Raw genomic sequence first — 14,672 nt, forward strand, 5'->3', positions numbered from 1 at the left:
CGTGAGGGTCAGAAACCCAGCTCTGCCAAGCATTTTCGGCCGGTCGTGGTGATCCGCAGTGCCCGTCCGGCCGGGCGGCGGCGCACCCAGCCCGCGGCCAGCAGACCGGTGAGCAGGGCGGCGCCGAGCGCGCCCGCGAGGTGAACCGCGCCGTGCGACCAGTCGACGCACGCCCGTACCGCCGGGCGTGCGGGGTCGAGGTCCCGGATCCCCAGCTCCGCGAGCAGCGGATGGTGCAGGTCGGGCACGGCCGCGGTTCCGCCGGGTTCGAGCGCGGGCACGACGTCGTCGCGCCGCAGCCGGGCCGCGATGTCCACGCCGAGCCGTCCGGCCAGGTGGCCGTAGCAGATCCGGGCGGTCAGCAGCGCGTCCGTGGGCGGCGAGGGCTGGAGTGAGCCCGGCAGCCGGGGCGGGGCGAGCGCGGCGAGGGCCTCGACGAGCTGGGCGACCTCGGGCCCGGCCAGCCGGTGCAGCCGCCGCCGTCCCGCGTCGGTGGCGTGCACCAGCCCCGACGCGCACAGCACGCGCAGGTGCGCGCTGGCCGTGGACGGTGCGATCCCGGCCACCTCGGCGAGGCGGCGCGCGGTGTGCGTCTCGCCGTCCATGAGCTGCAACAGCATCGCGGCGCGCGCGGGCTCGCCGATCGCCCTGGCGACCGTCGCGATGTCGGGCTCCACGCGCACGCGGTCAGGTTAGCCGCATAATTGTTCGCCACGCGTCGAAGTTTTCTCGTGTCAGGCTGCCGCCATGACCACCACCACGGCGTTCACCGTCCCGATCGGCGAACGGTACTTCGAGGACTATCACCCTGGCGCGACCTACGAGTTCGGCACCGCCGGGTTCACCGAGACCGGGATCGTCGAATTCGCGCGGCGCTTCGACCCGCAGAGCTTCCACGTCGACCCGGACGCGGCGGAGGACGGCCCGTTCGGTGGTCTCGTCGCCAGCGGCTGGCACACCGCGAGCGTGCTGATGCGGCTGTTCGCCGAGCACTATCTGTCCACAGTGGCCAGTTTGGGCGGGCCGGGTGTGGACGAGCTGCGCTGGCTCAAGCCCGTGCGCCCCGGTACCACGGTGCGTCTGCGGGTCACGGTCCTCGAGGCCAGGCCCTCGCGGTCGAAGCCGGACCGGGGCCTGGTCCGTACGCTCGCCGAGCTGACCGACCAGGACGGGGACGTCGTCCTCCGCCTGACCGTGCTCAACTTCCTGCGGTGCGGACCTTCCCTGACGCGTAACCTATAGGTTACGCTTTTCCGGTGGACGTCGCCGGCGCGATCGCGGACCCGGTCCGTCGCGAGATCCTCCTGATGCTCCGGGAGGAGAACCTCGCCGCGGGCGAGATCGCCGAACGGTTCGCGATCAGCAGGCCCGCGATCAGCAGGCACCTGCGGGTCCTGCGCGAGAGTGGTCTCGTGCGCGACGAGCCGGACGGCCGCCGCCGTGTCTACGTGCTCGATCCGGCGCCGCTGGCAGAACTCGCCGGCTGGCTCGCCCGGTTCCTCCGGCCGACCGGCTGGGAACACCGGCTCGACGCGCTGGAGACCGAGGTCCACCGCACCCGGCGGGCCCGCGCGAGGGCTCGTGACGACAAGGAGGGCATCGCATGACCCCCACGCCGAGCGGGCGGCTGTCCCGTACGCCCGATGGCTGCGATCTGGTGCTGGAGCGCACTTTCCGCGCACCGGTCGAAGACGTCTGGGCGAGTGTCACCGAACCGGAAAGCACCGCGCGGTGGTTCGGCGCCTGGGAGGGCGACGCCGCGCCAGGGCGCACCGTGCGGGCGCAGATGGCCTTCGAAGAAGGCGCGCCGTGGTTCGACCTGCGCATCGACGCCTGCGAGCCACCGCACCGGCTCGCCGTCTCGACGGTGGACGAACACGGCTCCTGGCGGATGGAACTGCTGGTGACCGCGGCCGGGGACGGCTCCGTGCTGCGGCTGGTCCAGCACCTCGCGTCCGACGCCGGGATCGGCGACATCGGCCCTGGCTGGGAGTACTACCTCGACCAGCTCGTGGCGTCCAGAGTGGACGGTCCGCTGCCCGTGTTCACCGACTACCACCCCGGGCAGAAGGCGTACTACGAGGCGCTCGCCGGGCGCTGAGCCTCGGGTATGTGCGTCCTGCGGACGAGGTCGCGGACCTGACGGCTGCCCAGCGCAGCCGCCGTCGCGAGCACCACCAGCACCCCGCCGCCGGTCAGGGTGGCCTCCCGGCCGAAGTGCTCCATCAGCGGTCCCACGCTGATCTCGCCCAGTGGCAGCGCGATGAACGACCCGAGCATGTCGTAGGAGTACACCCTGGCGAGCTTGTCCGCCGGGACGTTCTCCTGGAGGGAAACGTCCCACGCGACGCTGAACTGCTCGACCGCCAGACCGGCGACGAACATCACGAGCAGCAACGGAAGCAGCAGGGGCGACCAGCCGAGGGTGAACAGCGGGATCGAGTCGAACGCCACCAGCAGCACACCGAACATCAGGGTGCGCCGCGGCTGCCAGTGCGCCGCGACGAGACCGCCGGCGAACGACCCCGCCGTCTGCACGGCGAGCGCGAAACCCCAGCCCGCGCGGCCGAAGGTGTCGTCGGCGACGATCGGGCCGACGACCATCAGCGCGCCGAAGCCCACGGCGTTGACCACGGTGAACTGCAGCACGACGATCCACACCCAGGCGCGGGAGGTGAACTCCCGCCAGCCCTCGCGCAGTTCGGCGAGTGGCTTGCCGCCCGGGATCCGCCTGCCGCGGGGCAGCCGGATGCCGTGGTAGGCGAGGGCCGCGCCGAGGAACAGCAGGGAGTTCGCCGCGACGGCCCAGCCCGAGCCGACGGCGGCCACGATGATCCCGGCGATCGCGGCACCGCCGATCCGCCCCGCGTTGGACAGCAGCCGGACCAGCGCGTTGGCCTGGCCGAGCCGGTCGGCGGGCACGGTCTGCGGGGTGATCGAGGCCGCCGCCGGCAGCGAGATGGCCGCGACCGCGCCGTTGACCACGCTGAGCGCGACCAGCAACGGGATCGAGGAAAATCCACAAAGGACACTCGCGGCGATGAGGGCCTGGGTGGCGGTCGCCGCGAGTTCGGTGCCCTGCAGGATCACCGAGCGCGGCAACCGGTCGGCCAGCACCCCGCCGAACACCAGCAGCAGGATGTTCGCCACCGAGCGCGCGCCGACCACGATGCCGAGGTCGATCGCCGAGCCGGTCAGATCCACCACGGCGAACGCGAGCGCGAGCGGCGCGACGGCGTTCCCGAAGTCGGCGAACGTCCGGCCGGTGACCAGCCACCGGAAGTTGCGCTCGCGCAACGGCAGGAGCAGCGTTCTCGCGCTCATCGCAGCTCGAAGAGCGCGACACTGGCGCTCACCCGGACGGCGCCACGGGTCCTCGGCGGCCGGGCCGCGTCGTGCAGCAGCCTGCTCAGTTCGGTGGCCTGGTGCAGCGCCCGCGCCCAGACTTCCGGGGTGACCCACAGTTCCGCGTCGGTGAGCGACGACGGTTTGCCCGGCGCTCGCGCGTCCGCGCGGCGCTTCAGCTCCTCGGTCACCGTCGCCAGCAGTGCGCTGTCCTCCGCCGGACTGCGCTCGGCCAGCCGCGCGCCGGATTCGGGATCGTGGCGATAGCGCTTCGCCAGCCCGCCGCGGATCCGGACCTCCTCGGCGATGTCCAGCAGGCCCGCCTCGTGCAGCCGCCGTAGGTGGTAGCTGACGTTGGCCTGGGTCTCGCCGAGTTCGCGCGCGGCCTCGGCGGCGCTCATCGCCGTGCCGGTCAGCGCGGAGAGGATGCGCAGCCGCAGTGGATGGGCGAGTACGCGCAGGCCGTCCAGTGTGGGGGATTCGGGCATGGGGCGAGTGTTCCGCGCGCGGGGCACACCGTCAAACAGTTATTTGGTGGTTTCGATGGACGGGATTTCCGCCACGCGTGACTGCGGAGATCCGATGTCTGTGCTGTGCTGGACGCATGCGTACGACGATTCTGGGCAGGAGCGGTCTCGAAGTCTCACGGATCGCCTTCGGGACATGGCAGCTCAGCGGGGCCTGGGGATCGTTCGACGAGGACCTCGCGATCACCGCCGTCCGGCACGCCCGTGAACTCGGGGTGAACCTGTTCGACACCGCGCAGGCCTACGGCGCGGGACGGTCCGAAGTCCTGCTGGGCAAGGCATTGCGCGCCGAGCTGAAACGGGATCGGGACAGCGTCGTCCTCGCCACGAAGGGCGGGATCAAACCACGCGCGGAACGCGCCCGCGACGCGCGCCGCGCGTGGCTGACCGAGGGTGTCGAGGAGAGCCTGCGCAATCTCGGCGTCGACCACATCGATCTCTACCAGGTGCACTGGCCCGATCCGGACACTCCGGCGGAGGAGACCGCCGGGGTGCTGCAGGAGTTCGTGGACGCCGGGAAGATCCGGCACGTCGGAGTGTCCAATTACGACTCCGCGCAGCTCGCCGCGTTCGACGAGCACCGCCCGGCCGAGACGCTCCAGCCGCCGTATCACCTGTTCCGGCGCGGCATCGAGGCCGATCCGCTGCCGTACGCGCGGGCGCACGACGTCGGCGTGCTGGTCTACAGCCCGCTCGGCAGCGGCCTGCTGACCGGGGCGGTCGGGCCGGACACGAGGTTCGAACCGTCGGACTGGCGCTCGCGTTCCTCGGCGTTCCAAGGCGAAAACCTGCGGCGGAACCTGGAAATCGTGGACAAGCTGTCCGCGTTCGCCGGGGAAAAGGGGATCTCGGTCAGCCGGCTGGCCATCGCCTGGACGCTGGCCCGGCCCGGGGTGCACGCCGCGATCGTCGGGGCGCGGAAGCCGGCCAACATCGAGGCCAGCCTCGCCGCCGCGGATATCGAGCTTTCATCGGATGACTTGGCCGAGATCGACCGGATCACCGCGGACGCCGTCCCGATCGCCGGCGCCAGCCCGGAAGGCATCGCCTGAGCCGGGCCGGCGCCGGGAGTCAGCCGCGGATCTCCTTTTCGAGGATCGCGCTGGCCATCCCGACACCGTCCCGCTCCATCAGGAGCGGCAGGTTGGCGGAACGCCGGCGGAGCCAGGCGGCGATCTCCGGCAGCACGGCCTGCGCCTCCGGGGACAGCCGCGCGGGGATCGGGTCCTCGACTTCGGTGCTGGTCGTCCAGTCGGGCAGATCGCCGTAGGAAAGGGCGGCGGGATCGGGGGTCGGCACGGTGACCGCGGCCGTGGTCCTGCCGCCGGCTTCGGTGACCTCCAGCTGTGCCAGGTGGGTGCGGGTGTGCTCGAGGAACGCCCGCAGCCAGTCCGGCACCCGGAAGTCGGCCGGTGCGCTGATGTCGTCGTCCCTCGTGCCGTCGAACCGGAGCTCCACGGGTGTGTCGCCGTGGTAGCCGGTGACGGTCGCGTCGAGGATGCTCCAGCCCTTCTGGTCGCTCACGTCGGTCCAGCACCACTGCATGGTGACGAGAACCGGTACCAGCGCCTTTCCGCTGTGATGCCGGATCGGTGGCGCGCCGGACACGTCGGCCGACACATGGGCTTCGACGCTCGTCATCATGGTCATGCTCGTGAAACGGACCTCGGCCTCGGCCACGGGAAACCTCACTGTTCGTGTTCTTTCGGTCACCGGCACCGGCGACCCTACCGCCGCGGCCTTCCCCGCGACGCCGGGAAGGCCGCAGCGTGTCACGGATTCCAGAACCGGACTTCGGGATACCGGGCGGACGGTCCGTCCAGCAGCGGCTGTGGGCAGCCGCGGAGGTGCTGGTCGAGGAACGCCGTCACGTACGCCTCCGTGATCCGGATGCCCCGCAGCGGATCGAGGGAGTTCCCGGGCATCGGGAAGCCCGCCTTCGCCGCCAGGTAGTCGGCGTCGGTGTAGGTGTAGTGGTCACTGGGGTCCACGGTCAGCCAGCGTTTCCAGCCGCCCAGTCGCGGCCAGGCCGCGTCCCAGGTGGGATCCCCGGTGCCGCCCGGCCGGTGTTCCGGCTGGCCCATCAGCAGGTACGGGCGGTTCAGACGGGTCACCGGCGTGTAGAACCCGCCGTCCAGCATGACGCCGGCGCCGATCCGCCGGTCGGTCAGCATCGCCGGGGCGGTGCTCGCACCGCCGATCGAGTGACCCACCATTGCGATCCGGTGCCGGTCGACGAGCCGCGCGATGTCGTGCGGTGACCGGGGACCGGTGAGTTCGTCGAGCACGAACGACACGTCGGCGGCGCGGGTGTTGACGACCTTCTTTCCATCGTTGGCGACGCAGGCTTCGCAGCCCGTGGTGTGCCCGTCCGGGAAGGTGGTCGCGAGTGCTTCGTGGTTGTGGCCGATGCTCGCGACGACGTAGCCGCGGCTCGCCAGTTCCTCCGCCAGTGCGGTCAACGTCGTGCGCGGCACCATGAATCCGGGGGAGAACACGACCAGGGGTGCCCTCCCGCCAAGCGCCGGAGCGTCCACTGTGGAGTGTGTGCGCACGGTGGAGAACGAGTCGGCGGGAATCGCCAGCTTCGCGGCCAGGGCCGCGGATTCCTGGGGCGTCATGTACGGCGAGGGGCGGCTGCCCTTGGCTCGCGCGGGGTACCACAGCGAGACCATCAGCTCGCGGCGCTCCGCCGGGACCCACGGATCGGCGCGCCGGGTGTCGACCAGGCCGAAGGTCGACAAACCGACCTGGTGGTGCCCGGTCGGGGGCGGAAGTTCGGCCGGAGCGTTCGCCGCGTTCGCGACGCCGGTGGTGGTGAGGCCGGCGGCGAGCACGCCCGCCGCGGCCAGGGTTCGGAATCTCATGCTCCCAGTGTTCGGCCGCGCCGGGGCGTTGCCATCGGGGGAAATCCCGGCGGGCCCTCGGTGAAGTCCCGTAGCCGAAAAGTCCTCCCCGCTCGGTGTGGTAGGTCCGTGAATGCCACATTGAGGGACTCAGAGTCCCTCAATGTGGCATTCACGGAACGTTGGGTGGCACGGGGGATCAGAGGGTGAACTCGGTGCCGTCGCCGGGGAGTTCGGCGCCTCCGGCGAGGACCGCGGCGTGTTCGGCGGACGCGGGGTCCAGCACCGGGTTGGTGTTGTTGAGGTGCGTGAACGCCCAGCGCGTGCGCGGACGTGCGGCGCGATACCGGGTTATCCGGGCCAGGCTGCCCCCGTCCCCCGTGATGGGGAGGTGCCCCATCGCGAGCTGCGCGCCGTCGCCGACCCGGGCGCTGGTCGCGCCGGACATCTCGTCGGCGGCGTGGAACGTGCCGTCCAGCAGGACAAGGTCCGCGTCGCCGGTCAGCTCGTCGAACCCGTCCGGCCAGCCGCGCAGGCACGGCGCGTAGACGAGCACGCCGCCGGTCGCCGGGTCCTCGATCCGGTAGGCCACCACCCACGGACCGTCCTCAGTGGAGGATCGGGCGTACTTGGGTCGCTTGTCGCTCACCGGGAACGCGCGTACCACGAGGCCGTCGAGCTTGATGTCCGAAGTGGACGACCAGTCCCAGCCACCGTAGCCGTCGATGATCGACCGCGCCGGGAAGTGCGCCGACAGCGCGTGCAGCACCGCGTCCGGTGCCCACACCGGTAGCCCGCCCGCTTCGCGCAGCATCAGCAGGCCGAGGGAGTGGTCCAGCTCCGCGTCGGTCAGCAGTACCCCGCGCAGCGGGATTTCCCGGGGCCCGGGGCCGGCGCGCAACGCACGCGTCGCCAGGATCTGCGCGCGGATGTCGGGTGAGGCGTTGAGCAGGTACCAGCCTCGGCCGTCCGCGCTGACCGCGACGCAGTCCTGTGTGCGCGGCGTCGCGCCGGAGGTGCACAGGCGGCACGCGCAGTTCCACTGCGGGAACCCGCCGCCCGCCGCGGTCCCGAGCAGGATGACCTTCATCGCGTGGTCACCGTGCGCATCACCAGGTCCGGTGCCGTCGCGGGTGGCGGCGCGGCCAGGATGACGTCGACGACGTCGCGGTTCGGCGAGCGCGAGCACACCGGGTCCGTCGCGGCCGCGTCGCCGGTGAGCAGGAACGCCTGGCAGCGGCAGCCGCCGAAGTCGACCGAGCGCCGGTCGCAGGTCCGGCACGGTTCGCTCATCCAGTCCTCGCCGCGGTAGGCGTTGAAGGAGGACGACTCGTACCAGATCTCCTTGAGCGGCTTTTCCCTGACGTTGTCCAGTTCCAGGGTCGTGATCGCGGTGGCCGCCGGGCAGGGCAGCACGGTGCCGTCGGGGGCGACGGTGAGCTGGCGCGCGCCCCAGCCGTACATGCACGGCTTCGGGTAGGGCTCGTAGTAGTCCGCGACGACGTACACGATCTCCATGCTCCCGCGCAGCCGCTCGGTGGCCTCGCGCACGATCGGCTCGGCGACGTCGAGCTGCGCGCGGGTCGGCATCAGCGCCTCACGGTTGCGCAGCGCCCAGCCGTAGTACTGCGTGTTCGCCAGTTCGAGGCGGTCCGCGCCCATCCGCTCGGCGAGCGCGATCATCCCGGGCAGCTGGTCGTGGTTTCGCCGGTGCAGCACGACGTTCACGGTGAGCGGGAGATCGGCCTTCCTGATCAGTTCGGCGGCGGCGAGCTTGTGGTCGTGCGCCCGCGCGCCCGCCAGGAGGTTCGCGCGCTCCGCGGTGGCGCCCTGCACGGACAGCTGGACGTGCGCGAGGCCGCGCTCGACGAGGTCGTCGAGCCGCGATGCGGTCAGGCCAAGCCCGGAGGTCACGAGGTTGACGTAGCAGCCGAGCCGGCTCGCGTGCTCGACGAGCTCCGGCAGATCGGGCCGGGCCAGCGGTTCACCGCCGGACATGTGCACCTGCAGCACACCCAGCTCCCGCGCCTGCGAAAGCACCGACAGCCAGTCCTGTGTGGACAGTTCGGCCTCGCGGGCGGTCAGCTCGACGGGATTGGAGCAGTACGGGCAGTGCAGCGGGCAGCGGTGGGTCAGCTCGGCGAGCATGCCCAGCGGTGGCTGCGCGGTCGGGTTCACTGCCATTGCACGATCCGCCGATCCTCCAGCCGCGTCAGCACATCGATGATGTCCTGGTCGCGGACGCCGGAATAGCGCGCTCCGAGTTTCTCGGCGATCGCGGAAACGGTCCGGTCGCCAGTACACAGTTCGAGCACCGCGGCGGCGGTCGGGTTCGGCACCAGCACCCCTTCGGGAAACAGCAACACGTGGGTTTCGCGTGTCCGGTCGTAGGTCAGCCGGACGCCGCGGCGCAGCTTCGGGACGGATTCCGTGCCGATGGTCGTCATCTCACTCCTTCGCCGCGGCGCTCGCTATCGCGTCGAGCATCGACCACAGCACGTCGCACTTGAACGACAGCGCGGCGATCGCCCTGTCCTGCTGTTCGCGGGTCGTGCAGTGCTGGATCACGATGTCGAGCGTCGCCTTGCCCTCGCCGGAAACCGCGTCGATGCGGTTGGTGAAGTAGGCGAGGTCCTCGCGCGCGATCCACGAGTAGTTGGCGAGCATGTCCACGACGCGGCGCTGCATGAGGTGCCCGGCGAACATCTCGGTCAGTCCGGAGGCGATGGCCTCGACCCACGGTTTGGAGCGCGCGAACGTCACGTAGGCGTCGACGGCGAACCGGACGCCGGGCGCGACGTGCCGCTGGTCGAGCACCTCTTCGCGGCTGAGCCCGACCGCCGTGCACAACCGGAGCCAGCGCTCGGTTCCGCCCTCGCCCGGGGCGCCGCCGTCGTGGTAGACGATGCGGTCCAGCCACTGGCGCCGGATTTCCGGCACCGGGCAGTTGCTGATGATCGCCGCGTCCTTCTGCGGCAGCACGCACTGGTAGTACCACCGGTTCGCGGCCCAGGTCTTCAGCTCGTGCTCGGTGAGCTCCCCGGCGTGCATGCGGTGGTGGAACGGATGCGTGCCCCAGTAACGCGGGGCGAGGCCGCGGAGCGCGGCGGCGAACTCCTCGGGACTCAGGAGCGGGGACGAGGGGGACATGCGCTGCCTCCGAGGGTGCGGTGCTGGTGGGCCGCCGGTGGCGTGGACGGACGCCACCGGCGGGAGGACTCATTCCATCCGGGCCGCGTAGGCGGTGACCTCCATCGGCGTCTCGTACTCGACGAAGTCCGGAGTGGTCCATACCTCGGTGGTTTCGATCATCTGCAACTCCTCGGATCGGTGAGTGGTGCAGCACCGGACGTCCGCCCGGACGACCGGGTCGAGCACTCGCCACACTAGGAGCGCGGGACCGTGCGTCGCCAGGTCCCGTCCCACAAGCCGGGTACTAATCCATCAAGTGGTGGATGCCGTTTGGCCGATCGGTCACCCTCGGCGCCCGGTGAATGGGACAGAAAGCGCTTTCGCCACTCTGCCGGTGGTAGCCGCTCGGCTACCTGGTGTGTTTATATCCCACCTCGCGGATGTCTCCCGAACATCCGGTCCGCCGTCCGAGCTCCCGGGGTGCAGCTATCAGGAGGCGTAATGTCGTTGTGTCGCAAGCTCACCGTTCCCGTCGTCGGAGCCGTCGCGGTCGCCGCGGCCGCGTTCGGCGTCGTGGCGCCCGCCGCCGCGGACGGTGTTTCGGCACTGGCGATCAAGCAGGTCGCCAGTGGTCTGGACGAGGCGTGGTCGGTGGACTTCCTGCCGGACGGTACCGCCCTGTTCACCCAGAAGGACGCCAAGAAGATCAGCAAGATCGACAAGTCCGGCAAGGTCAGCGACGTGCAGACGGTGCCAGGCGTCAGCGTGACCAAGGAGGCCGGGCTGCTCGGGCTGGCCGTCTCGCCGAAGTACGCGCAGGACCAGACCGTGTTCATCTACTACACGACCTCGTCGGACAACCGGGTCGCGAAGCTCAAGCTCGGCCAGCAGCCGACGCCGGTGCTCACCGGGATCCCGCGGGGTACGCAGTTCCACCAGGGCGGCCGGATCAAGTTCGGCCCGGACGGGTTCCTCTACGTCGGCACCGGGGACGCGAAGAACGGGGACAACGCGCAGAACAAGAACTCGCTCGGCGGCAAGATCCTGCGCGTCACCCCCGACGGCAAGCCCGCGCCGGGCAATCCGTTCGGCAGCGCGGTCTACTCCTACGGGCACCGCAACGTGCAGGGCCTGACCTGGGTCGGCAACCAGCTCTACGCCTCGGAGATCGGGGACAGCAAGGTCGACGAGCTGAACAGGATCGAGCCGGGCAAGAACTACGGCTGGCCCCAGTGTGAGGGCAAGTGCTCCGTCTCGGGCATGACCAACCCGGTCAACCAGTGGCCGACCTCGGAGGCGACGCCCAGCGGTATCGCGTACTACAAGGGCAAGCTGTACATGGCCGCGCTCAAGGGCGGTACGTACAAACTGGACACCGCGGGCAAGGGTGGCAAGGTCTACACCGATGTCGGCCGTACTCGTGACGAGGTCGCCGGGCCCGACGGCCGGCTCTGGGTCGTCACGCCGGGCAAGATCTACACCGCCGACGGCAGCTGAGCCTTTCGATGGTGGTTCCGCATTCCGGCGGCTGGTGTGCTGAAGGACGCCTTAGGTGCGCTCGATGCACTGAAGGCGTCCTTCAGCACCTGACCTGCCCGGCTATCCCGTGGACGGAGGTTGAGCGCGAAGCAGTATCTCGGCGGCCGCCCGGGCGTCGGCTCCGGCCCCGAGGTCGCCGTCGATCGTGGTCACCACGCTCGCTCCTTCGATGAGCAGAAGTAGTTGCCGGGCAAGGGGAATCGGGTCGGCGACGCCCATCTCGCGGAGCCTTTCCTCGAGGAGCGCGCGATAACGCGCGAGGTGGCGCCTGGCGATCGCGGCGATCGCCGGTGCCGCGCGGGTGTCGGTGACGGTGTTGACGACGGTGCAGCCGCCGTAGCCGGGCTGGGCGAACCATTCGAGCAGCAGCTCGAACACCGAAAGCACGCGCGGTGGCCCGGCGGGCGCGTCGGCGGTGTTGCGGATCAGCCAGGCGTGGATGCGGTCGCTGTGTTCGGCGAGCATCGCCTCGACGAGCCGCTCCTTGGATTCGAAGTAGCGGTACAGGCTCAGCTTCGACGCCGCCGCGCGCGCCGCGATCTCGTTGACGCCCACCGCGTGGACGCCCTTTTCGTAGAACAGTCCGGCCGCGGTTTCGAGGATCCGCTCCCGGGTCGCCTCCTGGGTCACGAAACACACAGTACCACTCTGTACTTTCGACAGTACCGATCTGTACTGTGCGGCTCATGAGTGATGCCGAAGTCCCGCTGCGGCGGTTGTGGACGGGCGTGCTGTGCGGCTATCTCGCCCTCGGGGCGACGTTGCAGGAATTGCCGGGCTATGCCGTGGCGACGTTCGGCGCCGGCCCGGCGACGACGGGTCTGCTGGTCGGGGTCGCCTTCGCGGCGGCGGCGAGCACGCGGCCGTTCGCGGGGCGGGCGGGCGACGCCGGGCGGGCACGGGCGGTGGTGCTGGCCGGTGGTGTGCTGACCTCGATGGCGGCGGCCGGACACCTGTTCGCGCCGGATGTCGGGACGTTGCTCGTCGCGCGGCTGCTGATGGGGATCGGCGAGGGGATGCTGTTCTCGGCGAGTCTGCCGTGGGTTCTCGCGGCCGCGCCCGCGGATCGGCGTGGGCGGGTGTCCGGCTGGTTCGGCCTGTCGATGTGGGGTGGGCTCACGCTGGGGCCGCTGCTCGCGGTGGTCCTGCACGACATCGGCGGCGCGCGTGCGGTGTGGGGAGCGGTGATCGCGCTGCCGGTCGTGTCGGCGGTGCTGGCCGCGACGACCCGGCGTCCGCCACCGCTCGCGGATCCGGTGCCGATCCGGCCGCGGTCGTGGCGGGAGGTCCTGCCGCGCGGGGCCGGGCTGCCCGGCCTCTGCCTGGGCATGGCGGCGTACGGCTACGGCAGCCTGACCGCGCTGCTGGTGCTGTACCTGAGCGACGGGATCGGCGGGCAGAATCTCGGGCTCGCGGTGTTCGCGGTCGCGTTCCTGCTCACCAGGTCGCTCGGCAGCCCGCTGGTTGACCGCTACGGCGGTGCGGTGGTGGCGCGAATCGTGCTGCTCGTCGAATGCGCCGGGCTGACGCTGCTCGCCACCGTGCCCACCGAGTTCTTCGCCCTGCTGGGCGCCGCGATCACCGGCGTCGGTATCGGCACGATCTTCCCCGCGACGACGGCGATGACGTTGCAGCGCACCGGCGCGATCCGGCCGGGTACCGCGGTCGGTTCGATCACTTCCTTGTGGGACTTGGGAATTCTCGCCGCGGGCCCGATCGGCGGAGTGGTCGCCGCACACTTCGGGTATCGCCCGGCGTTCGCGCTCGCGGCCGGGGTCGCCATCGTCGCCTGTGGACTGACCTTCGTGCTCGTACGCGATGCGAAGCCTGTTGATATCCCGCCGGTGATGGCTCGAAATCGTTCCTGAGCCGGTAAGCTTTCTTGCGAAGGATTCACCTTCTTCGTTGCCACCACGTGCGAATCGGCAATACGTAACGGGGTGAGCTTCTCCGGCGACTTCCGGCTTCGTGGTACGCGTTCCGGAAGGCGGGAAGAATTCATGATGATGCCTTATGACCACGTCGGTGAAAAACTCGTCGAACTTCTCGAAGAACGGTTCACCAGACCCCACGGCGCGGCTTTGATGAGCCTGGCGGAAACTCGGGCGGAACTGGCGGCCACCGGCGGTGTTCATCAGGCCACGTTCCACGGTTACCACGCCATCGTCCAGCACCGGCGCTACGAAGAGCCGGGCAGACTGGACGTCTTCTACACCAATCCGGACAAGGTGTACACCTCGATCGGAAACTGGCTCACCGGGCTGGCGCGTTTTCGGGTCAATCCCTGCTTCGGGCACGCGGTCGTCAAACACGGCAGGATCATCGAATGGTGGTTGGTGTTCGGCGACGGCAGGTTCCGGCTCACCCCGCTCGAACCGACCGCGATGGCGCGGAGCCTGCTCTACCGCGCGGCCAGGGCGCACAGCCTGGACTCCTACACCGTGCGCCAGTACGGCATCCTGGTGGGTGGCCTGACCGCGGGCTCGGCGCTGGGCGCGGTCAGTGGCGGGCTCGGCGCCGTTGTCGCCAAGCAGGCCGCCGTCGCCGTCAGTGAGGCGCTCAGTGACTCGGCGGCGAAGAGCAGGGAGACGGTCAAGAGTGCGCTCTGCGCGCATATCGCGGAATTCATGCGGTACGCACTTGCCAAACAGCGTGAGTTCGACGAAATGGTGGTGGCGAGCCGGGCGGCGGGGCGGCCATGGGACCCGGCGGTCGTTTCGGGATACGCCATGCTACCCGGATACTGCGTCACCCACCGGTTTTCCTCGCCCCCGGGGGATTTCACCTTCCACTACAGTGGTGACGGAAATGTGCCGTTCGGCAACAATCAGGGCACCATCGTGTTCACCGACTACCGGATCACCAGCTGGTGGTATCTCGGCCCTGGTCGCAAGCGGCTGAAGATCGTGCCCGATTAGCGCGCCGGCCATCGGTATCCTGAGGGCGGCGGATCGTAGCCGTTTCGGAGCCGATAGACCTTTTCGCAATCCCAGCACTGGCGCGGAACCAGATGTATCTCGCGGTTGCTGGTGTCGTCGTACGCGGCCACGGACGAAAGCCCGCACAACATCGTGATCGGCTCGCCGGGCAGCGGCACCCGGCTCAGGATGATGCGATGCCAGATTCCGTCCACGACGGGAAGAACATGGGCGAGATCGAGGTAGATCAACGCGTTCATGTGTCGCCGCCCTCGCGTCGTTCGGTCACAGCGCCTCCAGCGTGGCAACTTGTAATGACGTCTTGACAAGAGAGTCTCATGTGAGGGAGAACTGGTCAAGACAAG

The 14,672-nt window shown here is 69.9% G+C and carries 19 protein-coding genes; 7 read left to right on the top strand and 12 right to left on the bottom strand.

Features of this window, described 5'->3' with window-relative positions:
- Window positions 1–8: 8 nt before the first annotated feature.
- The gene (locus ABD987_RS26810; protein ID WP_345399412.1) at window positions 9–683 is read right to left on the bottom strand and encodes an ArsR/SmtB family transcription factor; all 675 of its coding nucleotides are present in this window, start codon (window positions 681–683) and stop codon (window positions 9–11) included.
- A 64-nt stretch (window positions 684–747) separates the two neighbouring features.
- Between ABD987_RS26810 and ABD987_RS26815 the strand changes: the two genes are divergently transcribed.
- Genes ABD987_RS26815 through ABD987_RS26825 form a run of 3 tightly spaced genes read left to right on the top strand, consistent with a single transcriptional unit; the run spans window position 748 to window position 2,101 of the window.
- Complete coding sequence (locus ABD987_RS26815; RefSeq protein ID WP_345399415.1) at window positions 748–1,242, top strand: MaoC family dehydratase; 495 nt, start codon at window positions 748–750, stop codon at window positions 1,240–1,242.
- 14 nt (window positions 1,243–1,256) lie between these two features.
- Window positions 1,257–1,607, top strand: coding sequence for a metalloregulator ArsR/SmtB family transcription factor (locus ABD987_RS26820; RefSeq protein WP_345399418.1), 351 nt, complete (start codon window positions 1,257–1,259; stop codon window positions 1,605–1,607).
- A complete protein-coding gene (locus ABD987_RS26825; protein ID WP_345399421.1) occupies window positions 1,604–2,101 on the top strand; it encodes an SRPBCC family protein in 498 nt (165 codons plus the stop codon). The genes ABD987_RS26820 and ABD987_RS26825 overlap by 4 nt, the downstream gene beginning before the upstream one ends.
- Here the strand turns inward: ABD987_RS26825 and ABD987_RS26830 are convergent.
- Window positions 2,077–3,324: an MFS transporter gene (locus ABD987_RS26830; protein WP_345399424.1), complete on the bottom strand. Its 1,248-nt coding sequence runs from the start codon at window positions 3,322–3,324 to the stop codon at window positions 2,077–2,079. The genes ABD987_RS26825 and ABD987_RS26830 overlap by 25 nt on opposite strands.
- Window positions 3,321–3,833: an ArsR/SmtB family transcription factor gene (locus ABD987_RS26835; RefSeq protein WP_345399427.1), complete on the bottom strand. Its 513-nt coding sequence runs from the start codon at window positions 3,831–3,833 to the stop codon at window positions 3,321–3,323. The genes ABD987_RS26830 and ABD987_RS26835 overlap by 4 nt, the downstream gene beginning before the upstream one ends.
- A 116-nt stretch (window positions 3,834–3,949) precedes the next feature.
- On the opposite strand from ABD987_RS26835, the gene ABD987_RS26840 reads away from it, so the two are divergent.
- Window positions 3,950–4,924, top strand: coding sequence for an aldo/keto reductase (locus tag ABD987_RS26840; protein WP_345399430.1), 975 nt, complete (start codon window positions 3,950–3,952; stop codon window positions 4,922–4,924).
- Between the two features lie 19 nt (window positions 4,925–4,943).
- Here the strand turns inward: ABD987_RS26840 and ABD987_RS26845 are convergent, their stop codons facing one another.
- The 7 genes from ABD987_RS26845 to pqqA all read right to left on the bottom strand — a co-directional run bounded on the left by ABD987_RS26845 (window position 4,944) and on the right by pqqA (window position 10,030).
- Window positions 4,944–5,564, bottom strand: coding sequence for a hypothetical protein (locus tag ABD987_RS26845; protein WP_345399433.1), 621 nt, complete (start codon window positions 5,562–5,564; stop codon window positions 4,944–4,946).
- Between the two features lie 80 nt (window positions 5,565–5,644).
- Window positions 5,645–6,739, bottom strand: a complete 1,095-nt coding sequence (locus ABD987_RS26850; protein ID WP_345399436.1) for an alpha/beta hydrolase family protein — start codon at window positions 6,737–6,739, stop codon at window positions 5,645–5,647.
- 178 nt (window positions 6,740–6,917) lie between these two features.
- Window positions 6,918–7,808 (bottom strand): pyrroloquinoline quinone biosynthesis protein PqqB, encoded by an 891-nt coding sequence (gene pqqB, locus ABD987_RS26855; RefSeq protein ID WP_345399439.1) that lies wholly within the window; start codon window positions 7,806–7,808, stop codon window positions 6,918–6,920.
- Window positions 7,805–8,902: a pyrroloquinoline quinone biosynthesis protein PqqE gene (gene pqqE, locus ABD987_RS26860; RefSeq protein WP_345399442.1), complete on the bottom strand. Its 1,098-nt coding sequence runs from the start codon at window positions 8,900–8,902 to the stop codon at window positions 7,805–7,807. Before pqqE ends, pqqB begins: the two co-directional genes overlap by 4 nt.
- On the bottom strand, window positions 8,893–9,165 hold the full coding sequence (gene pqqD / locus ABD987_RS26865; RefSeq protein WP_345399445.1) for a pyrroloquinoline quinone biosynthesis peptide chaperone PqqD: 273 nt from the start codon (window positions 9,163–9,165) through the stop codon (window positions 8,893–8,895). The genes pqqE and pqqD overlap by 10 nt, the downstream gene beginning before the upstream one ends.
- 1 nt (window position 9,166) lies before the next feature.
- Complete coding sequence (pqqC, locus tag ABD987_RS26870) at window positions 9,167–9,868, bottom strand: pyrroloquinoline-quinone synthase PqqC (RefSeq protein WP_345399448.1); 702 nt, start codon at window positions 9,866–9,868, stop codon at window positions 9,167–9,169.
- A gap of 69 nt (window positions 9,869–9,937) precedes the next feature.
- Window positions 9,938–10,030 carry a pyrroloquinoline quinone precursor peptide PqqA gene (pqqA, locus tag ABD987_RS26875; RefSeq protein WP_345399451.1) on the bottom strand — a complete coding sequence of 31 codons (93 nt, stop codon included), beginning with the start codon at window positions 10,028–10,030 and terminating at the stop codon, window positions 9,938–9,940.
- 321 nt (window positions 10,031–10,351) lie between these two features.
- On the opposite strand from pqqA, the gene ABD987_RS26880 reads away from it, so the two are divergent.
- Entirely contained in the window at window positions 10,352–11,347 is a 996-nt protein-coding gene (locus tag ABD987_RS26880; RefSeq protein ID WP_345399454.1) for a PQQ-dependent sugar dehydrogenase, read from the top strand.
- Between the two features lie 102 nt (window positions 11,348–11,449).
- On the opposite strand, the gene ABD987_RS26885 is transcribed toward ABD987_RS26880, so the two are convergent.
- Window positions 11,450–12,019 carry a TetR/AcrR family transcriptional regulator gene (locus ABD987_RS26885; protein ID WP_345399457.1) on the bottom strand — a complete coding sequence of 190 codons (570 nt, stop codon included), beginning with the start codon at window positions 12,017–12,019 and terminating at the stop codon, window positions 11,450–11,452.
- A gap of 56 nt (window positions 12,020–12,075) precedes the next feature.
- Here ABD987_RS26885 and ABD987_RS26890 point away from each other — a divergent pair, with 56 nt between their 5' ends.
- Window positions 12,076–13,257, top strand: a complete 1,182-nt coding sequence (locus ABD987_RS26890) for an MFS transporter (RefSeq protein ID WP_345399460.1) — start codon at window positions 12,076–12,078, stop codon at window positions 13,255–13,257.
- Between the two features lie 132 nt (window positions 13,258–13,389).
- On the top strand, window positions 13,390–14,307 hold the full coding sequence (locus tag ABD987_RS26895) for a hypothetical protein (protein ID WP_345399463.1): 918 nt from the start codon (window positions 13,390–13,392) through the stop codon (window positions 14,305–14,307).
- Here the strand turns inward: ABD987_RS26895 and ABD987_RS26900 are convergent.
- On the bottom strand, window positions 14,304–14,567 hold the full coding sequence (locus ABD987_RS26900; protein ID WP_345399466.1) for a hypothetical protein: 264 nt from the start codon (window positions 14,565–14,567) through the stop codon (window positions 14,304–14,306). The two genes, ABD987_RS26895 and ABD987_RS26900, sit on opposite strands and share 4 nt — an antisense overlap.
- Between the last annotated feature and the right edge of the window lie 105 nt (window positions 14,568–14,672).

It is taken from the genome of Amycolatopsis samaneae, assembly GCF_039541975.1.
Lineage (GTDB): Bacteria > Actinomycetota > Actinomycetes > Mycobacteriales > Pseudonocardiaceae > Amycolatopsis > Amycolatopsis samaneae.